We start from the raw sequence: 12,887 nt of genomic DNA on the forward strand, positions 1-12,887 counted from the left end.
AGATCATCCAGAAGGGGAAACGACGCGGCAGAGGCATCCACTGCCTCTGCCGGTCGTTAGTGCAGGAAAAGCGCGCTTTTCCTGCCTGATACTGCACGATTACTTTTTGGCTTCAGTCCATTTACCGTCAATAAAGAAGGCTGACCAGCCGGTCGCTTTGCCCTCTTTTTCGGAAGCCACATACTGCTGTTTCGTTTTACGGCTAAAGCGCACCAGCGTTTTATTACCTTCCGGATCCTGCTGCGGCGCATCGGCGAGATAGCGCAGTTTTTCCGGCAGACGATCGCGGAAGCGGTACAGCTCTTCCACCAGCGGCGCACGCGTTTCCCGTGATTTCGGGAAGGTGTTGGCCGCCAGGAAGACACCCGCCGCCCCGTCGCGCAACACAAAGTACGCGTCAGACTTCTCGCACGGCAGCTCCGGCAGGGGCACCGGATCTTCCTTCGGCGGAGCCACTTCGCCGTTGCGCAGGATCTTACGCGTGTTCTTACACTCGTCGTTGGTACAGGCCATGTACTTGCCGAAACGCCCCATTTTCAGGTGCATTTCAGAACCGCACTTCTCGCACTCCACTACCGGACCGTCATAGCCCTTGATGCGGAACTCGCCCTCTTCAATCTCATAGCCGTCACAGGTCGGGTTATTACCACACACGTGCAGTTTACGCTTAGGATCGATAAGGTAGCTGTCCATTGCGGTCCCGCACTTCTGACAGCGACGTTTGGCACGCAGCGCGTTGGTTTCCGCGTCATCGCCTTCCAGCACGTTGAGGACTTCGTTTTCCGGCACCAGGTTGATGGTGGTTTTGCAACGCTCTTTCGGCGGCAGAGCATAGCCCGAACAGCCGAGGAAAACACCGGTGCTGGCGGTACGGATGCCCATTTTACGTCCACAGGTCGGGCAGTCGATGCTGGTAAGCACCATCGGGTTCGGCTGCATGCCGCCCTCTTCCGGATCTTTCTCTGCGGTCTCCAGCTGAGTGGTAAAATCGCCGAAGAAGTGGTTCAGTACCTCTTTCCACTCGGCCTGGTGGTTGGCCACCTGGTCGAGACGATCTTCCATCTGCGCGGTGAAGTCGTAGTTCATCAGATCGCGGAAGTTTTCTTCCAGCCGATCGGTGACGATTTCGCCCATTTTCTCCGCATAGAAACGACGGTTTTCCACCCGCACGTAGCCGCGATCCTGAATGGTCGAGATGATCGAAGCGTAGGTGGAAGGACGGCCGATACCGCGTTTTTCCAGCTCTTTGACCAGCGAAGCTTCGCTGAAGCGCGCCGGCGGCTTGGTAAAGTGCTGCGCAGGCGTCAGCTCCACCAGGCTCAGGCGGTCGCCCTGTTTAACCACCGGCAGCGTCCGGTCTTCATCGCCCTTGCGCAGCGCCGGCATCACTTTGGTCCAGCCGTCGAAACGTAAGGTACGACCGCGCGCTTTCAGTTTGAAATCGCCCGCCGCCACGGTCAACGTGGTGGAATCGTATTGCGCCGGCGTCATCTGACAGGCGACAAACTGGCGCCAGATCAGCTGATAGAGCTTCTGCGCATCGGCTTCCATATCTTTCAGCGTTTCCGCCAGCACGCTCACATCAGAAGGACGAATCGCTTCGTGCGCTTCCTGCGAGTTTTCTTTGCTGGCGTACTGGTTAGCGCTCTCCGGCAGATATTTTTTGCCAAAGTTGTCGCTGATATAACCGCGAACCATGTTCAGCGCGTCCTGACTCAGGTTGGTGGAGTCGGTACGCATATAGGTGATGTGCCCCGCCTCATAGAGACGTTGAGCCATCATCATGGTCTTTTTCACGCCGAAGCCGAGACGGGTGCTGGCCGCCTGCTGCAGCGTGGAGGTGATGAACGGCGCGCCCGGCTTGCTGCTGGTCGGCTTGTCTTCTCGCTCCAGCACGCTGTAGCTGGCTTTTTCCAGCAGCGATACCGCCGCCATGGTCTCATCACGGCTGACCGGACGGAACGGCTTATCGTCTTTATGAGTCACCTGCAGAGGCAGCGCGTCGCCGCCCGGCGTGGTGGTGCTGGCATCAACTTCCCAGTACTCTTCCGGGACGAAGGCTTTGATTTCACGCTCACGTTCCACCACCAGGCGGACCGCAACGGACTGCACGCGCCCGGCAGAAAGACCACGGGCAATTTTCTTCCACAGCAGCGGCGAGACCATATAGCCCACCACGCGGTCCATAAAGCGGCGCGCCTGCTGGGCGTTAACCCGATCGATATTCAGTTCGCCCGGCTTTTCGAAGGCCTGACGAATAGCGTTTTTGGTGATCTCATTGAACACCACGCGGCTGTAACGCTGTTCATCGCCGCCGATCACTTCCCGCAGGTGCCAGGCAATGGCTTCCCCTTCGCGGTCAAGGTCGGTTGCGAGATAGATGTGGTCAGCTTTTTCCGCCAACTGTTTGAGTTCTGAAACTACCTTTTCTTTACCCGGAAGTACTTCATAGTGCGCATTCCAGTCATGCCATGGGTCCACGCCCATGCGGTTAACCAGAGCACCACGTTCGTCCTTTTTAGGCTTTTTAGCCCCTTTGGTGGCGGTAGAGTCGGTGCTCTTTTTGGAAGCTGATCCACTGGTCGGCAAATCGCGGATATGACCGACGCTGGATTTCACCACGTAGTCATTACCCAGATACTTATTGATCGTTTTGGCTTTTGCCGGGGACTCAACGATAACGAGAGCTTTACCCATATTCACCTTTACCTAATTTGATTCATCCAGGAATACATCGCACATTCATACACCCTCCACTGGCGACTGCCTCATATGTTGCGGCACCGTCGGTGAATATCAACCCTGAACACCCGCTTCATCTCCGTAAAACCAGGCGTTTGAGTTTGCTGACTTTTTTTCGTCAGGTGACATAGCACGAAGAATTTTTGGCCGAATGTCAAGCAAATCTGTTGCCAGATCGCCGAAAGCGTCACACTGTACCTGATAAAATTCGTTACGCAACTTTATTAGCATGCAAAAGCGAAACCCGCCAGTAAACGGCTGTTTCTCCACTGGTTACGATTAACCCTGTTTTGTCCATGGAAAATTTGCCCCACGCCGCCGCGCGGCGTAAACTACGCGCGGAGAAAAAGAGGAGTCCGTTATGCAAGGTACAACCCAACCTATCGATCGCCAGACGCTGCTCGAAAAAGCCAACAAACTTATTCGCGAACATGAGGATACGTTAGCCGGTATCGAAGCCACCGACGTCGTTCAGCGCAACAATGTCCTGGTGTTTAGCGGTGAGTTTTATCTTGACGAGCAGGGTTTACCGACGCCGAAGAGTACGGCGGTATTTAACATGTTTAAGTACCTCGCCCACGAGCTGTCGGACAAGTATCACCTGGTCGATTAAGGCCGGTGGAAACGATAACGCGAGGCCCTGGCCTCGCGTTATGTTGTTTACATCAGCGGTTTCTGACCGCGCTGCCACCAGCGCAGCAGAAGTCGATCGGCGCTCTCCGCGGCGCTACCGGTGAAGCGGTCGAGCATTTTCTTACGCTGTTGATAACGCACCCCGATCACCTCGTGGCTCTCCATGAGCCCCAGCAACAGCTCATCGCTGGTTTCAACCGCATCCACCAGCCCTTTTTCCAGCGCCTGCACCCCGTACCAGTGCTCGCCGGTAGCTACCTGCTCAATATCAAGTCCAGGACGCATCCGATGGACGAAATCCTTGAACAGATGGTGCGTCTCATTGAGATCCTCACGGAACTTGCGCCGCCCTTCTTCGGTATTTTCGCCCAGCATAGTGAGCGTCCGTTTGTACTGCCCGGCGGTATGCAGTTCGATATCAATATCTTTGTTCTTCAGGAAGCGATGGAGGTTAGGGATCTGCGCCACCACACCAATGGAGCCAAGGATCGCAAACGGCGCCGACACAATTTTGTTGGCCACGCAAGCCATCATATAGCCGCCGCTGGCCGCCACTTTGTCAACCGCCACCGTCAGCGGGATCTGTTTGTCGCGCAACCGCTGCAGCTGAGAGGCTGCCAGCCCGTAACCGTGCACCACCCCGCCGGGGCTTTCCAGACGAATCACCACCTGGTCACGCGCTTTCGCCGCCGCCAGTACCGCCGTGATCTCTTCCCGCAGGCTGTTGACCTCATGGGCATCCATGCTGCCTTTGAAATCCAGCACCCAGGCGCGCGGCTTGCCTTCCGGCTCCACGTTACCCAGCTTCGCCCGCGCTTTCGCGGCCTTCGCCTCTTGTTTTTGCTTTTTCTTCTGCGCTTTATGCCACTGTTTCTGCTGCGGGCCGTCAAGCAGCGCCACCGCCAGCGATTCCTTCATCTCTTTGTAATGCTCGCTAAGATTGGTCACCCGCAGTTCGCCGCGCTGCTTCTTACGCTGGGCCAGGTTGACGATAATAGCGGCAATCACCGCGATAGCGACGACAACCGTCGCGATCTTGGCTAAAAATAAGCCGTACTGAGCAAGTAATTCCACGTTTTCACCTTGTGTAAAGCACTGACGTTGCTGCACAGTGTACATCAGCCCCTGGCGAGAAGTCTTTGTGCTTTGTGTCTTGTGCGCAGCGGATTCCGTTTTTTTTCAGCGAGGCTGAAATCGTTGCAAGATATTAATTTTCTGAATACTTTCCGCTTCGCCGATTGCAATGGCGAGCACTTTCAGGCATAACAGCGCAAAAGTGAGATACCAAAGATGAAGCGCGATCGGGAACCGATCGCCCAAGGAGTCGCCGTGCATTATCAACCGCAACGCCACTTGCTGAAAGATCGCATCATCCTGGTCACCGGCGCCAGCGACGGGATTGGTCGTGAAGCGGCCCTGACCTACGCGCGCTATAGCGCCAGCGTGATTCTGCTTGGCCGCAACGACGAAAAACTGCGCGCCGTCGCCCAGGAGATTGAACGCGAGGGCGGCATTCCCGCCCGCTGGTTTACCCTCGACCTGCTAACCTGCACGCCGCAGGCGTGCCAGCAGCTGGCGCAGCAGATAAGTATGCACTATCCCCGTCTTGACGGCGTGCTGCACAACGCCGGCCTGCTCGGCGACATCTGCCCCATGGACGAGCAGAAGCCGGAGGTCTGGCAGCAGGTGATGCAGGTGAACGTCAATGGCACTTTTATGCTGACCCAGGCGCTTCTTCCTTTATTACTCCGTTCGGATGCGGGCTCGCTGGTCTTCACCTCGTCCAGCGTTGGCCGTCAGGGCCGCGCCAACTGGGGCGCCTATGCGGTCTCCAAATTCGCCACCGAAGGGATGATGCAGGTGCTGGCCGACGAGTACCAAAGCCGTCATCTGCGGGTGAACTGCATCAACCCCGGCGGCACCCGCACCGGGATGCGCGCCAGCGCCTTCCCGACGGAAGATCCGCTAAAACTGAAGACCCCCGCTGACATTATGCCCGTCTATCTATGGCTGATGGGTGACGACAGTCGCCGCAAGACGGGAATGACCTTTGACGCCCAACCGGGCCGTAAGCCAGGAATTGCCCAATGAGTGATGAACGCTACCGCGAACGCCAGCAGCGGCTGAAAGATAAAGTTGACGCCCGGGTGGCGGCAGCCCAGGACGAACGCGGCATTGTGATGGTCTTTACCGGCAACGGCAAAGGCAAAACCACCGCCGCCTTTGGCACCGCGACCCGCGCCGTCGGCCACGGCAAAAAAGTCGGCGTGATCCAGTTTATTAAGGGGACCTGGCCTAACGGTGAGCGTAACCTGCTGGAACCCCACGGCGTCGAATTTCAGGTGATGGCGACAGGCTTCACCTGGAACACCCAGGATCGCGACAGCGACACCGCCGCCTGTCTGGCGGTCTGGGAGCATGCCCGCCGTATGCTGGCTGACGACCAGCTCGATCTGGTGCTGCTGGATGAGCTGACTTACATGGTGGCGTACGATTACCTGCCGCTGGAGTCGGTGCTAAGCGCCCTGCGTGAGCGTCCTGCCCATCAGTCGGTGATCATTACCGGCCGCGGCTGCCATCGCGATATTATTGAACTGGCGGATACCGTCAGCGAACTGCGTCCGGTCAAGCATGCGTTTGATGCCGGGATTAAAGCGCAGATGGGAATTGACTACTGAGGGCCTGATACGGCGAAAGGCAGTACGCGTTCCGGCGGCAATCCACCGGAACGCACAACATTAACCGTTGGTCTTATTGCGAGTACTGGAACGACGGTTGCTGTTGTTACCCTGGCGCGGGTTAGCGCTGGTCTGGCTGTGACGCTTCACCGCCCGACGGATCTGATTGGCTTTCATCCGGCGACGGTCTTTCTCGACGGCAACTTTAGAACTGGTTTCCGGCGTCAGCTCCACCAGCTCGCGCAGGTAGTTGGTCTGCGCCAGGTCCAGTTCGGTATAGCCGCCGCGCGGCAGGCCTTTCGGCAGCAGAATATCGCCATAGCGCACGCGGATCAGACGGCTGACCTGCACGCCGACCGCTTCCCACAGGCGACGCACTTCGCGGTTACGCCCTTCGGTCAGGGTGACGTTGTACCACTGGTTAATCCCTTCACCGCCGGTGAATTTGATGGTTTTAAATGCTGCCGGACCATCTTCTAACTGCACGCCGCGAGACAGCTGACGCAGCTTATCATCATCCACCTGGCCGAAAACGCGAACGGCGTACTCACGCTCGACTTCACGGCTCGGATGCATCAGGCGGTTTGCCAGTTCGCCATCGGTGGTGAACAGCAGCAGGCCACAGGTGTTCACGTCCAGACGGCCAACGGCAATCCAGCGCGCGCCGCGCAGTTTTGGCAGGCGATCAAACACCGTCGGGCGCCCTTCCGGATCGTTACGGGTGCACAGCTCGCCTTCCGGCTTATAGTAAGCCAGCACGCGACAGATCTGCTCAGCAGACTCTTTCACCGAGATCAGATGACCATCGATACGAATTTTTAAACCGGGGACGATTTCCACACGATCGCCGAGGGTGGCGATTTTTCCGTCGACGCTGACGCGGCCAGCTTCGATTTTCGCTTCAATTTCACGGCGGGAGCCGTGGCCGGCGCGGGCCAGCACTTTTTGCAGTTTCTCGCTCATTGAGCTTCCTTAAGGTGTCGCCTTCCCAGGCGTCTGGTATGCTTTCAAAAACAACGAGTTAGCCTAAAACTCAACTTAACTCACTGATCTGTAAATATTTCATGGCACACAGCATGGCAAACAACGTATCACACAAGCTGTCACACAATGATTCGTGGGCGCACATACTACACGAATTTTAGACTAAATGATTCAACAAGTTTTGTGCGCCTGAGTCTTTCTGAACTTGGACGTATAACGATGAGCAATCCGGAACAGTCAAGCACAGCGAACGGGAAAACGCTGTGTGTCTACTCCAACAGTATCTACACATTTACCTTCGTCACGGAGTCGCAGCATTGCCCGTACAGCAAAAGCTTCGACATAGTCGATAGTAAATGAATCGCGCCATAACATTCACAAAATAAATATTTTAAAACGCAGTTTCATTTTTATGAAAAACAACTTCCGGCACATGGGTGTTATTTGTACAATGAATTACGTATGAAGATTAATTCACAACAAGCAGAGGGACTTATGCAGCAATATACCAACGAAATCACACCCGAAATTAATGAGGCCCAATCACAACCGCCTTACGACGAAGAGCTTTTGTCACTCTGCGATGACAAAACCCGGAAAGAACTTGAGGAAATTAAAAAACAGCATCTAAGCCGCCCGTTAGCTCACATTTTCCGGTTTGCAGTCGTTGGAAGTCTGACCCGTCGCGGTGGAGTCATTCGCCATGCTTCAGGCGGTGCGACTACCGGAGGATTACAAGTTGCTCGGGTAGGTGACAAGGTTGTATATGCTGATGGCAGCGAGTCCACTATTATTTCCGGTGCTGGCAAGGCCCGAATCATGCAGGGCGCATCCGCTGCACTCGTTGGCAGTATGCTTGATAATGGTGATGAAATAATCTCTACCCCACAATCGTGCAGCAAACTGGTTTTTCGTGAAGGCCGCGAACTCCCGGAAGGATTCTTGACCGTGTCAGGGAGTAAGCACTGATGGGCGTTAAGGGATACTATTTATTCAGAGGTGATAAGACACGATGTGGTGGCGTTATCACTGAAGGATGGAGCGACCACCAGCATTTTGACAGAGATATGTCCTGTGAAGGGCATAAAGTAACTTGTGGTAAACATCCAGGGCTTTACCGTATTTGTGGTGGGCTTGATGATGACATACACGGCAAAAGGATTGCCGGAACACTACACAGTTATAGCTCCTGCCCCTGTAAATCCAAATTCATCAATTCAAACTGGGATGATGATTACGAACTTGGTGGAGAAGCAACGGTAACGCACACTGATCTACCTCACCTCGTCAAGATGCCTGAACTTCCAGGGCCGATTGAGTCAGAACCGGAACAGAACGCCCAAACAGCAAAAAAGAAAACAGGTATAGATGCAGGTTTTGCCGTTATCACTTATGGCGGTACTACGGAAGCGTGGCAACGTCTGTTATTCACTGAAAACCCACCAGCAGGGGCAAAAGAGCTATTCTCTATTCTGAACGGCCCGGATGAAAGATACAAAGCTGGTTCGATTATGCTTCTGGTTGATCCAGAGAAACAGGACGACGAGCAGATTGCCCACATGAAAGCCGCGAAAGCGCGAGTTGATGCGGCGTTAGAACCGCTGACAATCCAGGAAGCTAACTTGCTGCACAAACACTACGCAACCATAGCTAATTTCACCAGCTACGCTGATACAGGAATTGGCCTTGCTGCTGATCCTGTTGGAAAATACTTTGAGAGTATCGAAAAAATACTCAGAGAGATTCAAGAAACGTATAAGAATACCTACATAACGAGAGGCTCGTTGATAGGAGAACAATTTTACATTCAACGTAGCCTGTTGTTTAAAGAGCTTGAATCAATACTTAAAGTCAGATTCCTGAATAAGGCTATGAAATTCGGAGAGTATACAAAAATAAAAAAAGCACTTGGCCTATCCAGCAGTTCTATTACCCACAAATGGAATGAAACGGGGATCAGTGACATTGAAGGCTATGCTACCCACATCGAACGGGCAGCTAAATACGTAAAAGCAATGCGTTACACTGGTTATTTAGGCATTGGTTTTAGCGGACTGCATTCACTAAATGAAATAAATGAGGCTTGTTCTGTTGGTCGCGAAGCTGAATGTACCAAGAAAAAGTATACTGAGATTGGTAGCTTTGCTGTAGGTACGGGGGTTGGTGTTGCTGGTGGCTATTTAGCAATACCTCTTTGTATCGCTATCGGTGTTGGTACTGCTGGTGTCGGAGGGCTTGCTTGCTCTGTGATTGCTGGGGCTGGTTTAGGCTATGTCGGTAGTAGTGCAGGTGGCGCATTCGGTGAATGGGGTGGAGAGCAGCTGTATGAAACTTTCGGTAATTAATTTTATAATTATGCATCGTAACTCGATTGGATTGGTATTGTGTCTATGCCTAATACTTACGGGGGTTATTTCAATTATTTACGATCGCATTTCGAAAAATAAATTCATTACTCTCTGTTCGCTATTTGTTGAAAAATTTGACGCAAGACCAGTAGAGGCTTTAATTTATCAGGATGGGGGGTTCTTTTTCTCGTTTATGCGTGATGCATTTTTTATTAAAGCATTATATTTTAAAGAAAACTCATTTCATACGCGAGGAATGGATAATGAACAAATTCGATTCATTAAAGAACTTCCTAATCAGTATACCGATTGGTTACGTGTAAAAGTACGATTTTGCGTGGTCGGTATTATTTTTCTATTCATGATGTTATCAGTTTTCTATTTACCATTATTCATTTAATTGAAATAAATAGCCAAGAGCAAAACTTGGCTATTTTATTCACTCCCAATCAGTATCATCAATTACATAAGAAACTGAGGATAAGGGAAACGTATGCAATTAGCGCATAGCGATCCCTCATATTGATCTTTGGCAAAAAGTCTATTCAGAGAAAAAATGATGATGTCGATTATATACGGGAGCTACCTGCAAACATCAAATACTGGTTTATCGCCGAATTGTTGTGTTCATTGGTAGGTTTTATTGCCCTACTAATTGGTGGTATCTGTCTTTGGGTCGATAAATGATTAATTTAGCAGAACTGATCATCTGCGGGTTAGGAAGATTAAGCCTCATCTGCGGTATAGCTGTTACGGTGCTCTCATTTATCAACAAAAAGCGCTTCTCCGCGACCTGTACGCTGTAAAAAGAAAAACTTCGTCGGGAAAGCTTCTGTTCGCCGCGCCCCGTCTTTAGTATGGAACAGATTTTCCTCATTCTCCTGTGCCCATTCACGCATACGGATCTTTATCGGACAGCGCCCCCCTCACTGCGCGCCCTCCTCAACAACAGCCGGGCGCTGGCCGAGCAGCCAGTCGCGAAAACAGCGGTTGGCAGGCGCCAGCAGCGCGGTCTCGTGGTAAACCAGATGATAGGCCAGCGGACAGGCGATGGGCTGCGCCAGAGGATTAACCAGCCGCCCCTGCGTCAGCGCAGACGCTATGAATGAACGTCGCAGTAATGCCATCCCCATACCAGCGAACGCCGCCTCCGTCACGCCGTTGGAATCAGTGAACACCGGACCGCGGCGCGTGCGGTCCGGCTCCAGCCCCACAGCCTCACACCACAGCGCCCAGTCTTCACGATGCTCATCGTGCAGCAGCGGATACTGCAGCAGATCGCCCGCACCGGCGAGGGACCGGCGCGGAGCAATCAGTTGCGGACTGCAGACCGGGATAAGGTCGTCATCCAGCAGGCGGTAAGCCTGCAGTTCCGGCCAGCCGCCGACACCATGACGCACGGCAAAATCGATCCCTTCACTCAGCAAATCTACTCGCCGGTTGGTGGTGCCGATCTGGATCTCAATCTTTGGATAACGTCGTTCAAAATCAGCCAGCCGCGGCAGCAGCCACTGAATGGCGAAGCCGCTGGTACAGCTGAGCGTCACCTTTTCTGGCCCCGCGGGCACCTGCAGGCGCTGGGTGGCGGCGGCTATCTGGAGAAAGGCGGGCTGAACGGCCCGCAGGTAGATCTCCCCCACCTCCGTTAACTGTAACTGTCGGGGAGTACGAATAAAAAGCGGGGTATTCAGCGCTTCCTCGAGGCGGGCAATTTGCTGGCTGACGGCGCTTGCCGTAACGCAAAGCTCACTGGCGGCCTGCTTCAGACTAAGCAGCCGTGCCGCCGCTTCAAAGCAGCGCAGCGCATTCAGCGGTGGAAGTTTCATCGACATGGCATCTCAGTTAAGAATAACTTAATCATGTAAGCATAACGCGTTTGTCGGACGCTGCACGTGAGTTCTACAGTTGACTTCCTTCGTGAATACAAGGAGTCAATCATGCGTGTTATCGACTATGGCCGCCTGCTGCTGCTCGCCGCTCTCTGGGGCGCCAGTTTTTTGTTTATGCGCATCACCACCCCGGCCTTCGGGGCGATGACCAGCGCTTTTCTTCGCGTACTGTTTGCCGCTATCGCGCTCGGGCTGTTACTCGGCGTGCAGGGTAAATGGAGCGGGTATCAGGGAAAATTCATATCCACTCTGAAGCTGGGGGTCATTAATTCAGGCCTTCCTTTTCTGATGTACTGCCTTGCCGCACAGTGGCTGCCGGCAGGGTACTCCGCCACGCTCAACGCCACGGCGCCGATGATGGGAATGCTTATCGGCGCGTTATGCTTTGCGGAACCGTTAACCCTGCGCAAAGGCGGCGGCGCGTTACTGGGCGCCATTGGCGTGGCAGTCATTGCGAGCCCAACCTCCAGCCTCAGCGCCGCCCTCCTGCTGCCGGGGATCGGGGCCTGCCTGATCGCGACCGCCTGTTACGGTCTGGCCGGCTTCCTGACCCGCAGTTGGATCCAGCAGCGGGGCGGCCTTGAGGCTGAGCGCGTTGCGTTGGGCAGCCAGGTCGGCGCCACGCTGTTTCTGTTGCCTTTCTTTCTCTGGTCAGGCTGGTATGGTCCGGTCATAGACTGGCGACAGAGCCTGCCGTGGATAGCGATAGCCATGCTGGGCGTGGTCTGTACAGCAGCAGGGTATATTCTCTATTTTCGCCTGATTGCTGATATAGGACCGCTGCGTTCGCTGTCCGTGACCTTTTTGATCCCACCTTTTGCGGCGCTGTGGGGCTATTTGTGCCTCGGAGAAACCATACAAAAAGGGCTGATTCTCGGCGCACTGCTGATCGGTCTGGCGCTGTGGTTGATTGTCGTGCCGTCAGGAAGGAAACGCGGGGTGCCGGGCGGAGCATGAACCACCGCCCGACGATGACGATCAGAGGAAAGGCTTCACGTCGCCGACGCCTTCGCGCAGCACAACCGGGGTATCTTCCGTCAGGTCGATAACCGTGGTCGGCTGCTGCCCGAGGAAACCGCCGTGAATGATGAGGTCCACCACTTTCTCCAGACGATCTTTGATCTCTTCCGGGTCGGACTCGGTAAAGTCGCTGCCAGGCAGCATCAGCGACGTGGACAGCATCGGTTCGCCTAAAGTCTCGAGCAACGCCTGAGCAATAGGGTTAGACGGGACGCGCATGCCGATGGTTTTACGTTTCTCCTGCAGCAGCCGGCGCGGTACTTCTTTGGTCCCCTTGAGGATAAAGGTGTAGTTGCCCGGCGTGTTGTTTTTCATCAGACGAAACGCCACGTTGTCGACAAAAGCGTAGGTTGACAGCTCGGACAGATCGCGGCACATCAGGGTAAAATTGTGGCCGTCCGGCAACTGACGGATACGGCAGATCCGCTCCATCGCGCCCTTGTCTTCAATTTTGCAGCCCAGGGCGTAGCCGGAGTCGGTCGGATAAACGATCACCCCGCCCTTACGCACAATCTCCACCGCCTGGTTAATCAACCGCGCCTGCGGGTTATCCGGATGGATATAAAAAAACTGGCTCATACTTCCCTCTCAAT

The 12,887-nt window shown here is 54.1% G+C and carries 12 protein-coding genes; 7 read left to right on the forward strand and 5 right to left on the reverse strand.

Annotated elements, in window-relative coordinates:
• Window positions 1-99: 99 nt before the first annotated feature.
• The gene (gene topA, locus FHW76_RS12500) at window positions 100-2,697 is read right to left on the reverse strand and encodes a type I DNA topoisomerase (protein WP_008807785.1); all 2,598 of its coding nucleotides are present in this window, start codon (window positions 2,695-2,697) and stop codon (window positions 100-102) included.
• A gap of 406 nt (window positions 2,698-3,103) precedes the next feature.
• Here topA and FHW76_RS12505 point away from each other — a divergent pair, with 406 nt between their 5' ends.
• Window positions 3,104-3,355 (forward strand): YciN family protein, encoded by a 252-nt coding sequence (locus FHW76_RS12505; RefSeq protein ID WP_002901761.1) that lies wholly within the window; start codon window positions 3,104-3,106, stop codon window positions 3,353-3,355.
• A gap of 47 nt (window positions 3,356-3,402) precedes the next feature.
• On the opposite strand, the gene sohB is transcribed toward FHW76_RS12505, so the two are convergent.
• The gene (gene sohB / locus FHW76_RS12510) at window positions 3,403-4,449 is read right to left on the reverse strand and encodes a protease SohB (RefSeq protein ID WP_008807783.1); all 1,047 of its coding nucleotides are present in this window, start codon (window positions 4,447-4,449) and stop codon (window positions 3,403-3,405) included.
• A gap of 255 nt (window positions 4,450-4,704) precedes the next feature.
• On the opposite strand from sohB, the gene FHW76_RS12515 reads away from it, so the two are divergent.
• Both FHW76_RS12515 and cobO read left to right on the forward strand, forming a co-directional pair.
• On the forward strand, window positions 4,705-5,466 hold the full coding sequence (locus tag FHW76_RS12515; protein WP_012542052.1) for a YciK family oxidoreductase: 762 nt from the start codon (window positions 4,705-4,707) through the stop codon (window positions 5,464-5,466).
• Window positions 5,463-6,053: a cob(I)yrinic acid a,c-diamide adenosyltransferase gene (cobO, locus tag FHW76_RS12520; protein WP_002901749.1), complete on the forward strand. Its 591-nt coding sequence runs from the start codon at window positions 5,463-5,465 to the stop codon at window positions 6,051-6,053. Before FHW76_RS12515 ends, cobO begins: the two co-directional genes overlap by 4 nt.
• 60 nt (window positions 6,054-6,113) lie before the next feature.
• Here the strand turns inward: cobO and rluB are convergent, their stop codons facing one another.
• Window positions 6,114-7,016, reverse strand: coding sequence for a 23S rRNA pseudouridine(2605) synthase RluB (gene rluB / locus FHW76_RS12525; protein ID WP_008807781.1), 903 nt, complete (start codon window positions 7,014-7,016; stop codon window positions 6,114-6,116).
• 147 nt (window positions 7,017-7,163) lie between these two features.
• Between rluB and FHW76_RS26450 the strand changes: the two genes are divergently transcribed.
• The 3 genes from FHW76_RS26450 (at window position 7,164) to FHW76_RS12535 (ending at window position 9,382) form a co-directional block, all read left to right on the forward strand.
• Window positions 7,164-7,397: a hypothetical protein gene (locus FHW76_RS26450; RefSeq protein WP_071527864.1), complete on the forward strand. Its 234-nt coding sequence runs from the start codon at window positions 7,164-7,166 to the stop codon at window positions 7,395-7,397.
• A 102-nt stretch (window positions 7,398-7,499) separates the two neighbouring features.
• Window positions 7,500-8,006, forward strand: coding sequence for a PAAR domain-containing protein (locus FHW76_RS12530; RefSeq protein ID WP_004190748.1), 507 nt, complete (start codon window positions 7,500-7,502; stop codon window positions 8,004-8,006).
• Window positions 8,006-9,382 (forward strand): PAAR domain-containing protein, encoded by a 1,377-nt coding sequence (locus FHW76_RS12535; RefSeq protein WP_040167183.1) that lies wholly within the window; start codon window positions 8,006-8,008, stop codon window positions 9,380-9,382. Before FHW76_RS12530 ends, FHW76_RS12535 begins: the two co-directional genes overlap by 1 nt.
• A 929-nt stretch (window positions 9,383-10,311) precedes the next feature.
• Here the strand turns inward: FHW76_RS12535 and gcvA are convergent.
• The gene (gene gcvA / locus FHW76_RS12540) at window positions 10,312-11,211 is read right to left on the reverse strand and encodes a transcriptional regulator GcvA (protein WP_183476777.1); all 900 of its coding nucleotides are present in this window, start codon (window positions 11,209-11,211) and stop codon (window positions 10,312-10,314) included.
• Between the two features lie 111 nt (window positions 11,212-11,322).
• Between gcvA and FHW76_RS12545 the strand changes: the two genes are divergently transcribed.
• On the forward strand, window positions 11,323-12,231 hold the full coding sequence (locus tag FHW76_RS12545; RefSeq protein WP_023339994.1) for a DMT family transporter: 909 nt from the start codon (window positions 11,323-11,325) through the stop codon (window positions 12,229-12,231).
• A 21-nt stretch (window positions 12,232-12,252) separates the two neighbouring features.
• Here FHW76_RS12545 and FHW76_RS12550 read toward each other — a convergent pair whose 3' ends face one another.
• A complete protein-coding gene (locus tag FHW76_RS12550; RefSeq protein WP_008807778.1) occupies window positions 12,253-12,873 on the reverse strand; it encodes an L-threonylcarbamoyladenylate synthase in 621 nt (206 codons plus the stop codon).
• Window positions 12,874-12,887: the final 14 nt, after the last annotated feature.

This window comes from Klebsiella sp. RC2 (assembly GCF_014192815.1).
GTDB classification, from domain to species: domain Bacteria; phylum Pseudomonadota; class Gammaproteobacteria; order Enterobacterales; family Enterobacteriaceae; genus Klebsiella; species Klebsiella variicola.